Consider the following 18111-nt stretch of genomic DNA (forward strand, 5'->3'; position numbering starts at 1 on the left):
ATCGGTGCGGTAGCGGATCAGGCCCCGTTCAGACGGACGGCACTCTGGAGAAGGGGCTGTCGTCGAGGCCCGCCAGAAGGCCGGCCGGATCCGGATACACGGCGTCCGCTCCGGCCTCTTCCAGGTCCTCGCGAGAGATTCCCCCGCACAGCAGGCCGATGACGGCCACGCCCGCTCCGACTGCGGCCTTCATGTCCCAGACGGAGTCTCCGATGAACACCGCTCGCTCCGGCACCACATCCACCAGTTCCAACGCCTGGCGAACGGGGTCAGGCGCGGGCTTGCCCTTCTCCACGTCGTCTGCCGTGGCGGTGGCGCTGATGGCGTCATCGGCTCCGATGGCCACACGCAGAGCAGCAAGTTCGCTGTCCTTGGCCGAGGTGACGAGCACGACCTTCCACCCGGCCGACGACAGGGTGCGCAGCAGATCCGCGGCCGAATCGAAGGCCGGAAGGCGGTCGAAGTACGTGGCGTAGAGCGTGTCGTGAGCAGCGCTCAGCCGCTCGTCGTCCGAGGAGTCGCGGTCCTGGCCCAGGAGGTGACCGAGGAGTTCGGGGCCGGGGAGGCCGATGGCCCGGTGGATGGCGTGCATGGACACATGGTGGCCGGACTGCCGGAGTGCCTCCCACCAGGAGGTGACGTGGAGGTGATTGGTGTCCGTGAGGGTGCCGTCGACGTCGAAAAGAGCAGCGCGGTTCATCGGTGTCGTCCTTACAGGGTGCGTCGGAGCGCGGGCAGCAGCTCGGCCTCGGCCCACTCCAGGAAGCTCTCCTGGTGGTCTCCGCCGATCTGGACGAGGGCGATCTCGGTGAACCCCGCCTCCGCGTAGGGGCGTACCGCGTCGACGAAGGAGTCCACGTCGTCGCCGCACGGAATGGCCTCGGCAACGTCCTCGTGCCTGATGTGCTGCGTGGCCTGGTCGAAGGAAGAGGGGCTGGGAAGCTCGGAGTTGACATGCCAGCCGCCGAGGGACCAGCGGAACTGATCCCGGGCGCGGGCAATCGCGGCTTCTCGATCGGTGCCGTAGCAGACGGGCAACTGGCCGACGCGCGGTTTGCCCACCCCGCCGTGTGCGTCGAACCGGTCCAGTAGTTCCGGCTTGGGCTCCGTGGCGATCAGGAGGTCGCCCTGTCGGCCGGCGAGCTCGCAGGACCGGGGCCCGGACACAGCGATCCCGATCGGGGGCACTTCGTCGGGCAGGTCCCAGAGCCGCGCGTTCTCGACGTCGAAGTGGGCTCCGTGGTGGGTCACGCTCTCCCCTGTGAACATCCGCCGGATGATGTCGACTGCTTCCTCCAGCCTTTCCAGCCGCACAGGCGCCGCGGGCCAGCCTGCTCCGATGATGTGCTCGTTGAGGTTCTCGCCCGAGCCCAGCCCCAGACGGAATCGCCCCTGGGACAGAATCTGCATCGTGGCCGCCTTCTGCGCGACCACCGCCGGGTGGTAGCGGAAGGTCGGGCAGGTCACGTACGTCATGAGCGGGATCCGGGAAGTGGCCTGCGCGGCCGCCCCCAGGACGCTCCACGCATACGGCGCGTGCCCCTGTGATTCCAGCCAGGGAAACGAGTGGTCAGAGATGACAGAGAAGTCGAAACCTGCCCGCTCCGCCCCCACCACGTGGGACACCAGCTCACGTGGACCGGCCTGCTCGGTCATCATTGTGTACCCGATTCGCACCATACGGGGCGCCTAGCCGCCATCACGACGAGCGAAACCCTCCGCCCGGCAGCAGTGCCCAGATGGCCCACAACCCTGGGAGGGGCGCGGCTCCGCGAGAATCCGGCTCCCGGGAGGGTCCTCTTCTCCCGGGAGCCCCGGCGAAGCGGCGAGCGGCTCCCCGTGATCGGAGTGACGCTCGGCAGATCTCCCTCAGGTGCCGCGGTCGCGGCTCAGACGTTCACCCTCGGAACGCTCTCGTTCCAGGTACGGGAGAAGACCCTGCGGCCGTCTTCGTAGCCGTCCAGCGTGGCGTCGACGTGGAACTCCTCCTCGTCCGACGTCAGGACGGTTCGGGTCTCCACCCGGACGTCCCATCCGGGGCGCCCGAACCGCAGGGTCCAGGCCGACTCGCCGGTCACCGATCCGAAGTCGTCCGCGACGGAGGTGTACTTCTCGCAGGCCCGCAGCCCGACCTCGATCCCGTTCTCCTCGAACCGCTGGAGTCCTCGGTCCTTGACGATGTCGAGCGAGGAATGGTAGTTGACCAGATTCCTCGACACGGTCCATGCCTGTTCCGGCTCGGTCAGCCGGGTCACGTCCGGTGGTGCGCATCCCTCGGGCTCGCCGAAGGGTGCTGAGGGCAAGGTCTCCGGGGTGTCCGTCGGCCGGACCGGCAGGGTGAGGGAACTGCCGCTCTCGTGAATGCTCAGCAGGGCGGGTGCGGGTGCCGGCCAGACCAACGGCCAGTACGAGGTGGAGAGCGAGAGCCGGATGCGATGGCCGGCCGGAAAGGCCTGCGCGACTCCGTTGAGGGGAATGCGGACGCGGTACTTCCTGCCCGGCTCCAGTGGTTCGGGACCACCGTCACCTGCCCGGTGCGCGAGGTTGAGCACGCCGTAGGTGACCCTGGTCGCCCGGCCGTCGGCCGCCACGTCGGACAGCCGGACAGCGACCTGCGCCGATTCCCGGGACGAGGACACCAGGAGCTCCACCGCGGGAGCGCCGAGGATCTCCACGCGTTCCGTGAGCGGCTGCGTCTCGAAGACGAGCGAACCGCCGTCCTCCTCGCGCTGGTCGTACGGGAGGTCCGGTGGGGCGTTGTACGAGGCCCACTTCCCGGCGAACTGCCCGACCGAGAGGGGTGACTGAACCGTGTGGACACGTTCCGCCGGTTCGGCCTCCCCCGATGGGGCGGGCTTGCCGTCGTCGTTCACGATCACGTGGTCCCGCAGGGGGCACACCACCTCCTGGACATGGGGAGAGGGCCAGCCAGGCTCCCCCACCCAGCGGCCCGGGCGTTCCTCGTAGGACGTGGAGGGAGGCACGCTCTCCTGCATCCAGGCGCGGATCATGGGCCCGTCCATGGCGCCGTTGTCGGCCCCCTTCAGCCAGTGGTCCCACCATCGGACCACCTCCTGGAGATATCCGATGGCCGGTCCGGGTTCACCGAGGTGCGGCAGCGTGTGCGACCAGGGGCCGATCAGCCCCTTGCGCGGCACATCGACTTGGCTCAGCAGCCGGGTGACCGCGTTGGAGTACCCGTCCGCCCAGCCGCTGGAGGCGAGTACGGGGCAGCCCAGGGCCCGGTAGTCCTCACTGAGCGACGCATGGCGCCAGTAGTCGTCCCGGTGCTGGTGGCGAAGCCACTCGAGGACCCACGGGCTCGCGGAGTCCAGGCGTTCCCGCCACATGTCCCGCCAGCGTTCGCCGACCACGGCCGGATCGGGAGGGCAGGTGGCGTAGGCGAACATGGTCCCGGCCTCGGCCAGATTGTCGGACAGCATGGCACCACCGACGTAGTGCATGTCGTCTGCGTACCTGTCGTCGGTGAAGGACGCGACGACGATGGCGGCCAGACTCGGTGGCCGCCGGGCGGCGACCTGAAGTGCGGCGAACGCACCCCAGGAGATGCCCATCATTCCCGTCGTCCCGTCGCACCAGGGCTGCTCGGCGAGCCAGGCGAGCACTTCTTCCGCGTCGCACTGTTCTCGTTCCAGGTATTCGTCCAGCAGGACGCCCTCCGACTCGCCCGTGCCCCGCAGGTCGACGCGTACGCAGGCGTAGCCGTGCCCGGCGATGTAGGGGTGATGGATCGCGTCGCGGGTGGAGGTCAGGTCGTTCTTCCGGTACGGGATGGCTTCCAGGATCGCCGGGACCGGCTCTTCGTCGGAGGTGATGGGGCGCCAGATCCTCGCCGAGAGCCGGATCCCGTCCGACATCGTGATGGTGACGTGGTCCTCCTGCTTGACCGCGTGCGGAAGTCGGTCGACGTGTCGCATTCCGATGGTGTGCTCCTTCCTGGTCCGGGGCGTGTTCACACGGTGCTCGGGTCGCGGCCGCCCGGAGCGGTGTCGTCGAAGGTGAGGCCCAGAGCCGCGATGCACTGGTCGAACTTGCGCCGCATGCCCTCCTCGTCTTCGGCGCCGGTGAAGATGTGGGCGATCTCGTAGCTGTAGCTGTCCTGCTGGGACACCGACGAGAGCTTCTGCCCTTCCGCGGGCACGACATCGATGCGTACCCCGGGTATCGCTCGTTCGATGGCCCCGAGCTCCTCGCGTTTGGGCACCTGGTGCACCGTTCCTTCGCCGAACCACCGGTAGTACCACTTGGCGGCCACGCGGTACGGGCCCTGCCCGCTCGGCGACGTGGGGTCGCGTCCGAGCGCGAGGCTGATCATCCGGTGGTGGTTGGGGGCGCCGTCGACGTAGTCGAACAGCTCCGCGTGCGACTGGGAGTGCCGGGGGTTGATCTCCAGCAGGGAGATGTCACCGGTCTTCGGGTCGTAGAAGTACTCGATGCTGAACGTGGCCGAGTCCATGCCTATCTGCCGGATGACCCGCTCGCTCACGTCGTGCAGCTTCTGGATCACCGAGGGCGGGAGAGCGCTCGGGTACTGGTGACGCAGGAAGCAGGGGGAACCGGGGTAGTTGATCGAGTCCAGTACTCCGTAGACGGTGACCTCCCCGTCGTACGCGAAGCCCTCGACGGCCACCTGGATGCCGGTCATCGCTTCCTCGGCCAGACAGACCTCGGCTCCCACTCCCGCCATCTCCGGCGGAAGTTCGAGGAGTTCGAGTACCGAATTGAACGGCCTCCCCACCCGCCCGATTCCGTCCCGTATCTTGTCCACGGCGGTGCGGAATTCCGCCATGTCGGAGACCCCGTATGCCAGTTCCGACGAATAGGCGAGAGCAGGCTTGAGCCACATGGGGAAACCCACCCCATCGGGCGGCTGAGGATCCGCGCTGTGCAGATCCACCCGTCCGAAGTTCGGGTACTCGTCGATCACCTTCTGCTGTTCCAGCCGACTCCAGTACTTGTGCTCGCACTTGACGACCGACTCGAGGCTCGTGCTGCGCGTGCCGTACTCTCTGCCGAGCATCGGCACCAGCGTGCTCACGGGGAAGTCCCAGTAGCCGACAATCGCGTCGATACTGCCGTCGTGCGCGTCAAGGATCTCCCGGGCGCGACTCATGAGATCGGCCACGGACACCTCCCCCTCCTGCAACTCGCCGATGCTCAACAGGGGATGGAATTGGTAGGTATCGGCTTCCGGGACGGCTTCCAGGGTCGGCAGATTCGCCTCGTCGAGGCCCAGTACGAAGATGTTCTTCCGCTGTGCTGACACCGTGCGGTCCTTTCGTGGGATTCACGGCGCGTACCCGCCGCGCAGCCTCCGAACCGAATCAGTGCCCGGCCAACACGATCACCTCGTCGTCCGCGCTCCAGTGCCGGACCTCTGCCTTGGCGGGGTTGATCCGCACTCCGTGGTCGGCGCCGACCTGGGCGAGACCGCGGCTGCGGTATCCGAGAGCGCATTCCCCTCGGCGCGAGGCGGCTTCGACGACCGTGGCGAAGGATGCCCGCCGTCCGGCCCGGACGTAGTCACCGGCCGGCTTGAGGTGGATCGCGTTGCCCCGCGGTGCCAGCAGTTCCGCGAACAGGCCGGCGAGATGCCAGTTCTGGGAGATCTGGGCCATCAGAAGGCCGACCAGTTTCCCGCTCACGATGAAGTCGGCGCCGACGCCGGCGGGGGCGAGGGCTCTGTTGCGGTCGTCGGTCATCTCGGTGACGACCCGGACCGGGATCCCCGACGTGCGCTCGCGGTCGCGCAGGAGCAGCAGCGTGACCAGCGTCCGGTCGTCCGGTGAGTCGTGACCGGGACCGTGGTCGGGGCCGAGGACGATGACGCCGTCGTGCTCGGAGAGGTCCAGGTCGTTCACCGTCCCCGGCAGGGTCGGGTCGCCCGGACCGAAGGTGACGGTCAGCGCGGGGCGGCTTTGCGCGGCGGCGTCGCGCACCTCTGCTGCCAGGCTCTCGTCGCCGTGGGCCACGACGTGGAGGGCGGAGCCGGGCGCGACGTGGTGGGAGAGGTGACGGAGGATGTGTGGTGCGCGGCCGTTCCATCCCAGGAGGAGGATGCGTTCGGGGCGCGCCGCCGCCGGCGCCCTGCTCACCATCACCGGTTCGTCGAACGCGGCGGGTTCGTCGGTGGTGACCGTGGTGTCGTCGTCCTGGGCGATCACGACAAGCCGGTCGCCCGGTCCCAGGACCGAGGTGGGCGGCGGGTTCAGACGGAGGGCGCCGTCCGGGCGTACTACCCCGACCACGCTGGACGTGGGGCAGGCTCTCAGTACCTCGGCGAAGGCCCGGCCCGTCAGGTCCGGTGCGCCGACGACGTAGAACTCGTCGCCGGCGAAGTCGAGTAACTCCTGGTAGACGAGCGACAGCCCGGGCTGTCTGGCGCACTGGGCCACGAGCCGGGCGGTGACGTCGTCGATCTCGAGCACGACCGCGTCCCGGCCTGCCGCCAGTTCGGCGGCGAGACGGTAGCGCGTGTCACGCACCACCGCCACGGTCCGCACCCGGCTGTCGTCGTCGACCGCGGTCCGGAGGGCCAGCAGGTTCTTGACGACCTCCGCGTCCTCGTCCGGGTGGTCACGGGGCAGGACCAGGACGACGTCCGCCGTGGCCGGGCTGACTCGGGCGAGCGCGGCCGGATCGGTGGGGCGTCCGTTTCGGCACACGATCCTCGTCCGGCCGGTGCTCCCCACCTCGCTGCGCAGTTCCTCCTCCATCTCGGTCACGTCCCGGTCGGCCAGTACCGCGATGGCGCCCCGGCGCTGGTTGGCGTCGGCTGCGACGAGTTCGGCCACCACGGTGAAGATCTGGTCCGACCAGCCGAGCACGACGGTGTGACCGCTCTCCAGCACCGTGGAGTGGCCACGCCGCAGGGCGATGAGTTCCTCGGTGATCGCCGTGGTGACGAGGCCGACGATGGTGGAGACGTAGAACAGTGCCATCAGCGCCAGCAGGACCGACAGGATCACGCGCAGCGGTGAGCCGACCTCTCCTCCCAGCCTGAGGGTCTGCCCGACGCTCTGCCACACCGCGGCCGTCTTCGCCCATGTCGTGTCCGGGGCCCGGTCGTCCGTCCACACCAGCAGTGCGCTCGCCGGGATCACGACGGACAGGCACGCGACGGCAAGCCATCCGATGAGAACGGTCACGCCCCGCGCCAGCGTGTTGTCGAACCAGTAGCGGGCGCGTTCGTACAGCGGAGCCCGTGGCGGTGTCGCCCGCGCCGGGCGCGTCACTCGGGCCGGTGCGCTCCGCGGCTGTCTCTGCTTTCCCACACGGGCGCCGGCCACGCTCCGGCGCCGGCCCTGATCCTTGATCATCCTGTACACAGGAGCAGCGTGCGGAATCATCTGGTCCGCCACACGGGTATCCGGAGTCGTTTCATCCGATAGGGATCAGGACCGGCCCCGGAGGGTCCTGAAGCGCTCATGGAGCCCGAGCGGCACGGGTGCCTCACGGCTCGGTACCGCCGCAGGAACAGTGCCAGCGGATGCGCGACACGTGGGGACCCCATGGAATGGAGAGTGTCTTGCGGCTCGCTCCCCTGCCCGGACAGCGCACTCGGCATCCATGCGTCGTCTCGGGACCAGCGGGTAAGCGAGCCGGAGCACCAGCCGCCCCGTACCGGGGGCGGACGCGCGTCGACAGGAGCAGTGAGATGACCGACCGCAGGCCTGAGGGCACCGCCTACACCGGGGCGAAGGCCAGTCCCCCGCCGATACCCGCCGATGTACCCGACCAGCAGGTCCAGGAAGGCGAGGATGCCCTGGACGTGGTTCTCCCGCCGGGTTCCGAACACCTGGAGGGCGAGTCGGAGCCCGAGGGTCCCGACCCCGATGAGGCCGGAGCGGGCCGCAACACAGCGCGCAACGCCGGTGTCCACCCGGAGCACCCCACCCCGGACGAGTCGACCGGGTGACGGGCGGCATGCGTACGACAGGGCCCCGTCCGTACGGCCAGGGCGCTCGCGTCCCGCGATCCCGCTGAAGCGGGACAGCCGGGCTTCGACCCGGGCAATACCCGTGCCGCCCCTGTCGGCCGGAAGGACCCGAATCCGTACCAGGAGGAGTTGGCCTTGCTGCATCCCACGCCCGGCGACATGCGTGCCACGTTGTCCCGCTACGCCGACGCGGTGATCGAGGACGAGCGGCACTCCACGCCGGGCACCGTCCGGCGACGCGAGGACACGGCGTACACACTGTGCGTCATGACTGGCGTCACCGATGTGAAACAGGCCCTGAACGCGGCCGACGCGCTCCTTCGGACGAGTGCCCGCGAGACGGCAACCGCGCCGAGCACAGGAGGAGCCCGCTAACCGGCCTCGCGCTCGTGGCCCGGCTGCCGCCGGGGACGCCGGCACGGATCCGGCGATCCGGCGTGGCCGTCTACGCGGCAGGGGCCTTTCGGTTCCTCGTCATGCAGTACGCGGTGCCCACGGTCCCGAACGGCCCGATGTCTCCTCCTGAGGGCTGTCCCGCACGCAGGGGGAGACCGGTTCTGGCCGGCGTCTCAGGCAGGGGTGGCCAGTGTGAACGTGTGCCCGGCAGGATCGGAGTAGAGGCGCGTGTCGTGAACGCCCCCGTTGTTCTTCGTGTCCACCGGGCGTGCGCCGAGACCGACCGCCTCACGCTCCGCCTCGTCGATGTCCTCACGTGCCACCAGTATGCGCAGGTGAGCCTGTTGGGAATCATCGGGGCGCGGCCAACTCGGGGGCGCGTAACCGTGATCCCTGCGGATCGCGAGATGCACCCCGGAGTGGCCCACGACCTCAATGAGGTCCGGCTCGCTGCTGACGTGGACTTCGGCATTGAGCAACATGGCGTAGAAGTCAGCCAGTTCCCTGGGCTCCGCGCAGTCCAGCACCAGCACGCTCGTCTTCGGTACCGCCATGGCCATCCTCCTGGTTTCACAGTGTCCGGGAACCGGACGATGTTCCGATTACCCGTACCCGAGGTCCGCACACCCGGTCCGCGCCGAATGAAGCGACGCGTCGAGGAGTATCCGAAGGCTGTCCCCGGGCCCCTAGGCACGCCGGACCTCCTGTCGGCGCCTTCCGGAGCACGAGCGGCGACGACCGGGGCTCCGGCCCGGAGTGGCCCCGAGCGCGCATACTGGCTTCATGGACTCGTTCACGCGTGCCGCAGCCGGCCTGCGGGAGCGTCTGGGCAGCGCGATCTTCGCCCAGGTCGCCGGTCCCGCAGGACCGAGGAACCGAGCCCGTATCCACGGAGAGCCCGGCTCGCGCTGGTTCGCTCCCGACCGGCCCATTCGCACCGTCCATGGCGACGCGTCCATGTTCATCGGTGGGCTGCGGGCGCTGCTGCTCCAGTCCTTGCACCCGCTGGCCATGGCTGCCGTGGAGGCTCACTCCGGCTACCGCGGTGACCCCTGGGGGCGGCTCCAGCGCACCAGTACCTTCCTCGCCGTCACCACGTACGGAACAGCGGACGACGCACAGCAGGCCGTCGACCACGTCCGTGCCGTACACGGCCGGGTGCGCGGAACGACGTCGCGCGGAGAGTCCTACCACGCCGCTGATCCCCACCTTCTCGGCTGGGTGCATGTGGCCGAGGTCGAAAGCTTCCTGTTCGCCCACCAGCGATACGGTCTCGAACCGCTCGACGCGGCCGGGTGCGACGGCTACATCGCCGACACGGCGCGCGTGGCGGAAGCACTCGGCGTCACCGACCCTCCACGCGATCGCAGGGAACTCGCTGCCCGCCTCGGGGCGTACCGGGGTGAGCTGCGCCCGACGGAGGAAGCACGCCAGGCAGCACGCTTCATCCTGCTGCACCCGCCGCTGCCCTGGGCCGCCCGCGCCCCCTATGCCGTCCTCGCCGCGAACTCCGTCGCTGCCCTCCCCCGGTGGGCCCGGACATCGCTGTCGCTGCCCCGGCTGCCCGGCATGGCCGAGGCCTGCGTGACGCCGACGGGGCAAGCACTGACCGCAGCGATTCGCTGGGCCATGACCCCGCCCCGCCCACCCGGATGATCACTCAATCCCGCGCGGCGGGGCACGGCGTCGAAGACGATCGGCTTCCTGTTTCTCCGGGCACGGAGAATATCTCCCGAGCGTCGGAAGAGTCCGAGAAAGCCTTGCCCAGGAGTAGTCCATCACGTGGAAATCATTGGGCGGCATGGTGTGCCGGACATGAATTCCCGAACGTGCCCGCAGCCCACTCCATGCGCTCGAATCCGTATCTGCTTATCAGTCGAGGGTCCGGTCCCCGGCTATTGTCTGTCGTGACGCAGTTCTCCGGGCCTTAAGGAAGGTGTCGTTGATGAGCGGCACGGAAGTGGCACGCGCCAGAGTGCTGGGCGAGCTGATCGCTGCGAGTCATCTGATGACCCTGGAGCAGTTGCCCGGCACGGTCGCGTCACATGCGGGTCGGGCGGGCTGGCCACACGTGTTCATCTATCTGGCTGACCTTCGTCAGGAGCGGCTGTACCTGCTCGCCGGCAACGTCGACACCAGCCCCGACGGGATTGACGTGCCGACTGACCTGGCCGTTGAAGGAACCGTGGCCGGGCGGGCCTTCCAGCTGGGAAGAATCACGCCGGCCTCGGCTTCCACGACGGGGCAGTGGTGGGTCCCCTTGCTGGACGGTACCGAGCGTCTGGGGGTGCTCCGCGTCGGCAAGCCGGGGGCACGGATCGCAGCGGACGACGACCTGCACAGGCTCGCCGGCCTTGTCGCCCTCCTTCTGGCGAGCAAAAGCGGAACAAGCGACTCGTACTCCAGGCTGGTACGCCGCCGGAAAATGAAAGTGGCCGCCGAGATGGAGTGGCGGCTGATGCCGCCGCGGACTTTCGCGACCGATCGGCTCTTGGTCAGTGCGGTCATGGAACCGGCTTACCAAGTCAGTGGAGATGCCTTCGACTACGCCCTGGCAGGGGAGACCATTCATCTTTCCGTCTTCGACGCCATGGGCCATGACACTGCTGCCGGGCTGACGGCCAATCTTGCGCTGGCCGCTGCCCGCGTGCACCGTTGCCAGGGTGCCGACCTCTTGCAGACGGCAGAAGGAGTCGGTGCGGCACTGACCGAGCAATTCGCAGGCAGCCGCTACGCCACGAGCATCATGGCCGACCTTCACCTCGATACGGGTGTACTGACCTGGACGAACTACGGTCATCATCCTCCGGTGATCATCCGCGGCAACCGCACCGTCGTGCATCTGTCCTGCCCGCCCGCCCCGCCGCTGGGAACCGGACTCGGAGTGCGCGGTGCCCTGCGCCGTGACCGGCTCGAACCCGGGGACCGTCTGCTCTTCTACACCGACGGCATCACCGAAGCACGCAACGAGGAGGGGCAGGAGTTCGGCCTTGACGGCCTGACCGACTTCCTCATCCGCCACCACTCCGACGGCCTTCCGGTCCCGGAGACCCTACGGCGGCTGATCGGGCACCACTTGGACTACCACCACGGCCGTCTCAACGACGACGCCACCGTCATGCTCCTGGAGTGGCACGGTCCGACTCCCTACCCGCCGGCCGAGCTGAAGGCGCTGACGGGTCTGCCCCCGGCCGTCGCCGCGGACGAGATCGCCTCCGCATGGGTCCAGAAGCCCCCTGTCGACGACAGCGCCTGACGGCGGTTCGCGTCCGTCTGCCACCGGCAGCAGGAGCCGAGAGCGGCTCCTGACCGGTCGAGGGCTCCGGCGACCACGCCGGAGCCCTTGCCTCGCGCCCGCGTCAGCCGGCCGGGCCGTCGACGTGCCTCTCTCCGCGGCCGGGAAACGCGAGCGGCGCGCTGTGCCGGCTCGCCGGCCAGGCGTCGGTCAGGCGTGTGCCGTGCCGGACGGCCTGACACCCGCCCGGTACTCGGCGTTGATGCGCTGGGCCTCTTCCAACTGGTCCTCGAGGATGACGATGCGACAGGCAGCCTCGATGGGGGTGCCCTGGTCGACGAGTTCCCGGGCGCGCGCGGCGATACGCAGTTGGTAGCGGGAGTAGCGGCGATGGCCGCCCGCGGAGCGGAGCGGGGTGATCAGGCGGGCTTCGCCGATGGCGCGGAGGAAGCCCTGTGTGGTGCCGAGCATTTCCGCGGCCCGGCCCATGGTGTAGGCGGGGTAGTCGTCGTCATCGAGACGGCCGAACGAGTCATCTGCTGTCATTTGCACCTCTCTGTGGAACGCGTGGAGGGGCCCTGGTGCCGTACGGCACCAGGGCCCCGAAGGAACTGCTACACCATCTGCCGGCCTTCTAATGCTGTGCCGGCCTTCTGTTTCCGCATGTCCCGACGTGATCGTGCCGGGGGTACGGGGATCGCGGTTGCTTGACCGGAGACCACCTCACTATCGATGTCCTGCGGTACCCGGGCCCAGTCATTCCGCCCGGGCGATCCTGATGGCGCCCGCCTCCTCCGTTCTTCCCTCTGGATCGATGACTTGCACCGGCTGACGAACCTCCCGGTGCACACGTCCGCAGCCTGCGCACGCGCTCACGGGCACTGCTGCAGGGCCGCCCCTGATCACTGCGGGCCACCCGGTCCGGTCGCCAGCCCCGTCGCCGTCCTGCAACAACCCTGGCTCCGGAACTCCGCCACCGAACCGTCCTGCGAACTGCAGCCGCCTGTGCGGCACGTGCTGATGCCGGGCAGTTCATCGCTGCCTGGCCCTGCTGCCTTTCTGAACTACGAGAGAAACCATAACGACGCCGACAGCCAATGTCTATCATCGCCGCCATAGATTTCCGCGTGCTCGATCATGAGGTAATCAGCCTCGGGTACTGAGTCGAGGTGGCCGGCACGGGATTCGCCGGTGGACGTCCGTGCACCGGTCCGCAGGCGGCCCACCCGGACATCGGTCAGGTCACATCGATCACGCAGCCCACCGTTCTCGCCGGACCGGCGAAGGGTCAGAGGCGCAGCAGCACCGCCCGCGTGCCCAGGGTCGGCACGTCGACGGTCGTCGCGCCCCCGGCATCCGGCTCCAGGCGCTCACCGGCAGCGCCGAGATAGTCGGCCGCCGAGGTCTCCGCGACGCGGAAGCCGGGGGTGATCCGGCAGGCGACCGGCTCCTGGGCGTAGGACTGGAGCCTGACCAGCACCTGTCCGGGGGCGGGGACGGTCAGTCCCACGACGCGCACGCGTGGATCGCCGACCGTCAGCAGTTCGTAGGAGCCGTCCGGCTCCTCGCGGTCCTCGCCCAGCGCGCGGACCGCCAGCAGCGGGCGGCTGCCCGCGGCGGCCGTGCGCATGCCGAGTTCGGGCCCCGTGGTGTGCGGGGCGTGCCCCACGGCCACGCTGTAGCGGAACACGTGGTCGAAGGCCTGCTCGGAGGGGAAGTTGGTGTCCCAGATGTTGTTGTGCACCCAGGAGAAGAGGGTGCCCGGCTCGTCCTGGGCCAGGGACTGCGGATAGGGCGCGTACGGAATCGCGATCCCGCCCACCTGTACCAGCGGGGCGTCCTGGGTGGCCACGGCGGCGACCACGGTCTCGTCCTCGAAGCTCACCCAGCGCCGCACGGCTCGCATGTGCTGCGCCGATCCCGGCACCGTCGGCAGCCCCGTGCCCGTCATGCCGCCGGTGGCCTCCATGCGGACGACCGGCTGGGGCATGGCGAAGGGGAACGCGAAGAACGCGCTCTCCTTGGTCAGTGTCGACCGCTTCACGATCCGGTTCTCCAGATCGATGCGGGCCTGCCCGTGCGGAAGGTGGACGCGCACCCGCAGCAGGTCGGCGCCGGCCGGCGCGCATTCGTAGATCAGCGTCTCGCCGGTGGCGTCGGCGAAGCGGTCCACGAGCGCGGCCGGCGGGGCCGCCGCCCGGGAGGCGAGGAGGTGCATCGACTCGTTGGCCGTGGTCTTGCTGGACTGGTGGTTGAAGCCGCCGGCGGTGGCGTACTCGTCGTACACGTAACCGTTGAGGCCGAGCGTCGCGTCCTGCCGGACCAGCTCCCTGCCGGTCCGTTTGTCGGTGACGGAGCTGATCCACGCCGCGCGCAGATCGACACTCACCCGCAGGAACTCGTTCTCCAGCACCGTGGGCTGTGCGGCGTGGGTCGCAACGGCCGGCGTGGTCCCCTTCCCCTCGACGACGTCCACGCGGACCGCCCCGTGGGCGGGCACGTCCGCCAGCCGGAACAGCAGGAAACGGCCGGCGGCCCGGTGCAGCTCGTTGGTCTGGGCCTCCTCGGTGTGCTCCAGCGGCGAGCCGTCGCGGGCGTCGAGGAGCAGGACGGAGTCCTCCAGCGGGACCGTGCTCTCGGGGAGGAACAGCCGGACCGTCTCCGAGCGCCGCCAGCTGCACGTGTTGGTGACGTAGTAGCCGGCGAGGGTGCCCGAGCGCGGTGAGAGACGCTCGCCGAGTGCCGCGCCGGCGCCGTCGAGGAGCGTCTTCGCGTCGTCGTGGGCACGCAGCGCCTGCGCGTACTTCCAGTGCCACTGCCGTTCGCCGGACGCGTGACCGTGATCGCCGTGCGTCCAGGGGTCACCACCGCCCCAGGTGTGCTCGTTGAACAGCGAGGCGGCCCGGTAGACCTCGGGAGCCGACGCGGTGATTCCGGCGGCGGCCGCGCCCAGGATCTCCGCGTGCCCGGCGACCGTCTGGGCGTCGGCCAGCGCCGCCTGGCCGTCACGGGTGGCCGCGAGCGGGACGGCACCTGCGCCGACGCCGTCCACCCACCAGTCGCTCCAGTCGCCCTCGAAGGTCTCCAGCCGGTCGCCGAGGCGGGCTTCCGCATCGGCGAAGAAGTCCTCGTTGCGCGAGGTGCGCAGGACGGGGAAGGCCCATTCCTCGTTCCACCGGTTCACGGTGTCCGCGATGACCCGGCGCGGCGGGCCGTTGTCCGCGAACTTTCCGAGCACCCGCAGGTGCAGGATGTCCCAGGGGTACGGGTCGCCCTTGAACTCCTCGTCCAGGACCGGGAACCCGGGGATGCCGCGCCCCTCGTGCGGGTACTGGTGGGTGGCCAGCGCCGTCAGGTAGTGGGGCAGCAGGTCGTCCACCCGGTCGAAGGACTCGTCGAACCCCAGGATCGAGCCTTCCATGTACGCCAGCCCGTGCGGGGTGTCGGTACGCCACACCAGCACGCTGCGGCCGCTCGGCGCCTGCCACCTGAACAGCCGGGGCAGCGCCCCGCCGCCGGTGTGGTGCGGCACCGCCCGCCCGGCCCAGTTGTGGGCCACCGAGAGATAGCGGATGCCGCTGTCGGCGAGTACGTCGGGCAGCCCGACGACCTGTCCCGGGACGTCCGTCTGCATGGCCGTGGTGATGTCGATCCCGTGCTGTTCGCGCAGTTCCCGCACAGGGCGCAGCAGTTCGTGGAGTTCGTCGGTGGAGCACGTCTCCGTGTGCAGGTTGAACGGCATCGCGGTCAGCTCGATGCGGCCCTCCCGTACCCGCTCCAGGAACCGGGCGACCTGCTCCGGCGGACGGTTCGCCGACCAGTTCTCGAAGCTGAAGAACCCCTCGACCGCCCAGCGGAACATCGAGGCGTCGGGCCGGTCGTCCGTCGCGCGGCACAGTTCGAGCAGGGAGTCGAGGTACTTGCGGCCCTCGGCGAGCACGGTGCCCTGCGGGTCCGTGTAGCCGATGTCGAGATGGGCGTGCTGTACCAGGTGCAGCGTCCAGTGCCGCTGCGGGGTCAGCAGCACCTCGATGCTCTCGCCCGGCGCCAGCTCGGGCAGTTCCACCAGGACCGGCAGGGGCGAGTCCACCTCGGGGACCAGCAGCCGGGCGCTGTCCTGCGGACCGGGTATCACCTCGCTGCGCACGGCGGTGCCGGACAGGGTGGTGACGTGGGCCCGTGTCACGGGCCGGCCGGCCCGTATCCGCACGGACTGCAGAAGCCCGCCGTCTCCGTCATGGCGCAGCAGAGGTTCGCAGGAGAGCCGGACGGCGTGTCCGCCGAGTACGCCGGCGGCGCTCACGCCACGGTCGCGCAGGATGTCGCGGGCGATGTCGGAGTCCCACCAGGAGGCGCGGGACAGGTCGGGGCGGGGCATGGAGAGGGTTCTCCGCTCTGGCGTGGTGTGCCGGTTCGGTGCGTTCGGGAGGGGGTGCCGGTGAAGCCGGCAGTCAGGAGCCGTCGGTGGCGAGGCCTGCGAAGATCTGCACCATCGCGGACTGTTCGAGGGTTTCGGCGGGGGCCGACGGGTCGTAGTCGCCGCCGCCGGAGGGCTGGAAGCGGAAGAGTCCGTTCGACGGGTCCCGGTTCTCCTTCCAGGTGCGCTCCGCGTAGGTCTTCTCCACCTGCCGGTAGGCCTCGTCCCCGTGCGCCCCGGCCAGGATCCGGAGGTTGTCGAAGTAGATCGCGTTGAAGATCGCCGGCTGGTCGTGCAGGCGCTCGCCCTGCTTCCAGTACGCGAGCGAGCCGTCCGCGTCCTGCACGGCGCGCTTGAGGTACGAACGGTCCCCGGTCACCCGGTAGAGCGTCGTCGCGGCGCCGATCATGGCTCCGGAGTTGTACGTCCACAGCGTGGGGTCGACCGTGCCGTCGTCACCGCGGCTGTTGCGGTAGAGCCCCGGTGACTCGCGCAGGCAGGACCAGTTCCACTCGTACCACGTCCGGGCACTCGTCAGGTAGCGGCTCCGGTGGGTCTCCTGGCTGAGCCGGGCGGCGAGTTCCGCGGCGAGCCCCGTCACGTTGGCGGCGCGCATGGTGTTGGCCGGGGAGTCGACCCAGTCCATCCCGCCGGGGCATTCCTTGGCCGGGTCGTCGTCCCAGCCGCGGCTGACGATGTCGAAGGTCAGTTCCGCGCGGTGGAGGTAGGTGGTGTCGCCGGTGGAGCGGTACTGGTCCAGCAGGGACAGGCCCACCACGGAGTTGTCGTCGTAGAAGACGTCGCCGCCCTGGCCGAGCGGTGCGGGGAGGTACGAGTCGTAGCCGGGCCGGCCGTCGCGGGGCTCGAAGTAGAGCTCCAGGGTCGCGAAGCGCTCGGCCGCGTCCGCCCCGTAGGTGTCGCCCGCGCCGGGAAGGGCGGCCATGTCGACCGTCGCGGCCGCCGCCTCACGCATCGGCCAGAGGTAGGAGTGGGCGTTGTCGGCGCTCTGGCGCGGGGTCTTCTCCTGGTAGAGGCCGTGGTTGTCGGCCCCTTGGTACAGGTGCTTCTGGAGTGCGTCGTACGTGTGGACCGCGCGGTCCTTCCACGGATCAGCCGCCGGCTGCGCGGCGGCGGGCGTGGGGCACAGCGCGGCGCACAGCAGGGGGGCGGCGGCCAGCGCGAGGGCGGTGCGGGCGGGGATCTTCACCGGGGTGCCTTTCGGGGGTCGGCTCGGGGCGTCGGTGCGGGGGCTGGTGCGTACTGCCTCGGAGGTCAGCCGAGCTTGAGACTGCTCACGAAGAAGCGCTGCGCGGAGAAGAAGAGGACGACGGTCGGCAGCGACACGAGCAGCGCTCCGCCCAGCACGACCGGGGGTCCGACGTTGGAGTAGTTGCCCTGGAGTTCGGCGAGCGCGGCCATCACCGGACGGATGTTGCGGCTGGTGGACAGGGTGATGCCGAAGAGCAGGTCGTTCCAGACGGCGACGAACTGGAAGACGAACGCGGCGACCATCGCCGACTTCGACAGCGGCACATGGATCTGCCAGAACACCCGCCACCAGGACGCGCCGTCCAGCCGCGCCGCCTCGATCACCTCACCGGGCAGCGTCTGGGCGAAGTTGCGCATGATGAAGTACGCGAACGGGATCGCGACCGCGACGTAGACCAGGAACAGACCGATCTGCGCGTCGTAGAGGCCGGTGCTCGCGTACGCGAGGAACAGCGGACGCAGGAAGACCTGGAGGGGCAGCAGCGTGCCCGAGTAGATCAGCCAGAACCACAGGGTCTTGCGCTTCACCGGCATGATCACGGTGGCGAACGCCGCGGTCGTGGCGACCACGATGGCCGCGGCCGAGCTGGTCACCGCGTACAGCAGGCTGTTGCCCATCGCGGGGCCCAGCCTGGCGCGGGTCCACGCCTGGGACATGTTGTCGAACAGACCGAAGCCCCCGTGCGGCAGCCAGTGCGGGCTGCCGCCGTACTCGGCGGCCGGCACCAGTGCGTTGACCACCAGCAGCCAGGTCGGCACGGCCCAGAGGAGGGAGACGAGCACCAGGACCGTGTTGCGGACGGCGGTGCCGGCGGAAATGCGGCGGATGGACAT

14 protein-coding genes are annotated in these 18111 nt (G+C 69.6%); 4 read left to right on the forward strand and 10 right to left on the reverse strand.

From position 1 onward, the window contains the following. Nucleotides 1–28: 28 nt before the first annotated feature. The 5 genes from OG408_RS01685 to OG408_RS01705 all read right to left on the reverse strand — a co-directional run bounded on the left by OG408_RS01685 (nucleotide 29) and on the right by OG408_RS01705 (nucleotide 7256). Entirely contained in the window at nucleotides 29–700 is a 672-nt protein-coding gene (locus tag OG408_RS01685; RefSeq protein ID WP_326667678.1) for an HAD family hydrolase, read from the reverse strand. A gap of 11 nt (nucleotides 701–711) precedes the next feature. Beyond that, nucleotides 712–1680, reverse strand: coding sequence for an LLM class F420-dependent oxidoreductase (locus OG408_RS01690; RefSeq protein WP_326667679.1), 969 nt, complete (start codon nucleotides 1678–1680; stop codon nucleotides 712–714). Between the two features lie 209 nt (nucleotides 1681–1889). After that, entirely contained in the window at nucleotides 1890–3938 is a 2049-nt protein-coding gene (locus tag OG408_RS01695) for a CocE/NonD family hydrolase (RefSeq protein ID WP_326667680.1), read from the reverse strand. A 35-nt stretch (nucleotides 3939–3973) separates the two neighbouring features. Further along, nucleotides 3974–5287 carry an ATP-grasp domain-containing protein gene (locus OG408_RS01700; RefSeq protein WP_326667682.1) on the reverse strand — a complete coding sequence of 438 codons (1314 nt, stop codon included), beginning with the start codon at nucleotides 5285–5287 and terminating at the stop codon, nucleotides 3974–3976. A 58-nt stretch (nucleotides 5288–5345) separates the two neighbouring features. Further along, a complete protein-coding gene (locus OG408_RS01705; protein ID WP_326667684.1) occupies nucleotides 5346–7256 on the reverse strand; it encodes a CASTOR/POLLUX-related putative ion channel in 1911 nt (636 codons plus the stop codon). 422 nt (nucleotides 7257–7678) lie between these two features. Here OG408_RS01705 and OG408_RS01710 point away from each other — a divergent pair, with 422 nt between their 5' ends. Further along, complete coding sequence (locus OG408_RS01710) at nucleotides 7679–7939, forward strand: hypothetical protein (RefSeq protein WP_285563903.1); 261 nt, start codon at nucleotides 7679–7681, stop codon at nucleotides 7937–7939. Nucleotides 7940–8095: 156 nt separating this feature from the next. Beyond that, nucleotides 8096–8335, forward strand: a complete 240-nt coding sequence (locus OG408_RS01715; protein WP_326667685.1) for a DUF5133 domain-containing protein — start codon at nucleotides 8096–8098, stop codon at nucleotides 8333–8335. Between the two features lie 194 nt (nucleotides 8336–8529). On the opposite strand, the gene OG408_RS01720 is transcribed toward OG408_RS01715, so the two are convergent. Further along, nucleotides 8530–8910, reverse strand: coding sequence for a VOC family protein (locus tag OG408_RS01720; protein ID WP_285563905.1), 381 nt, complete (start codon nucleotides 8908–8910; stop codon nucleotides 8530–8532). A gap of 229 nt (nucleotides 8911–9139) precedes the next feature. Here OG408_RS01720 and OG408_RS01725 point away from each other — a divergent pair, with 229 nt between their 5' ends. Further along, complete coding sequence (locus OG408_RS01725) at nucleotides 9140–10012, forward strand: oxygenase MpaB family protein (RefSeq protein WP_326667688.1); 873 nt, start codon at nucleotides 9140–9142, stop codon at nucleotides 10010–10012. A gap of 289 nt (nucleotides 10013–10301) precedes the next feature. Next, nucleotides 10302–11612, forward strand: a complete 1311-nt coding sequence (locus OG408_RS01730; RefSeq protein ID WP_326667690.1) for a PP2C family protein-serine/threonine phosphatase — start codon at nucleotides 10302–10304, stop codon at nucleotides 11610–11612. A gap of 189 nt (nucleotides 11613–11801) precedes the next feature. Here the strand turns inward: OG408_RS01730 and OG408_RS01735 are convergent, their stop codons facing one another. From OG408_RS01735 to OG408_RS01750, 4 genes are all read right to left on the reverse strand, one after another. Next, nucleotides 11802–12137 (reverse strand): MerR family transcriptional regulator, encoded by a 336-nt coding sequence (locus tag OG408_RS01735; RefSeq protein WP_285563908.1) that lies wholly within the window; start codon nucleotides 12135–12137, stop codon nucleotides 11802–11804. Between the two features lie 742 nt (nucleotides 12138–12879). Continuing rightward, complete coding sequence (locus tag OG408_RS01740) at nucleotides 12880–15969, reverse strand: alpha-mannosidase (RefSeq protein WP_326667693.1); 3090 nt, start codon at nucleotides 15967–15969, stop codon at nucleotides 12880–12882. 73 nt (nucleotides 15970–16042) lie between these two features. Continuing rightward, on the reverse strand, nucleotides 16043–17215 hold the full coding sequence (locus OG408_RS01745) for a glycoside hydrolase family 76 protein (RefSeq protein WP_326667694.1): 1173 nt from the start codon (nucleotides 17213–17215) through the stop codon (nucleotides 16043–16045). 65 nt (nucleotides 17216–17280) lie between these two features. Then, nucleotides 17281–18111: a carbohydrate ABC transporter permease gene (locus tag OG408_RS01750; protein ID WP_405401316.1), complete on the reverse strand. Its 831-nt coding sequence runs from the start codon at nucleotides 18109–18111 to the stop codon at nucleotides 17281–17283.

It is taken from the genome of Streptomyces sp. NBC_01257 (assembly GCF_035917255.1).
Classification (GTDB): domain Bacteria; phylum Actinomycetota; class Actinomycetes; order Streptomycetales; family Streptomycetaceae; genus Streptomyces.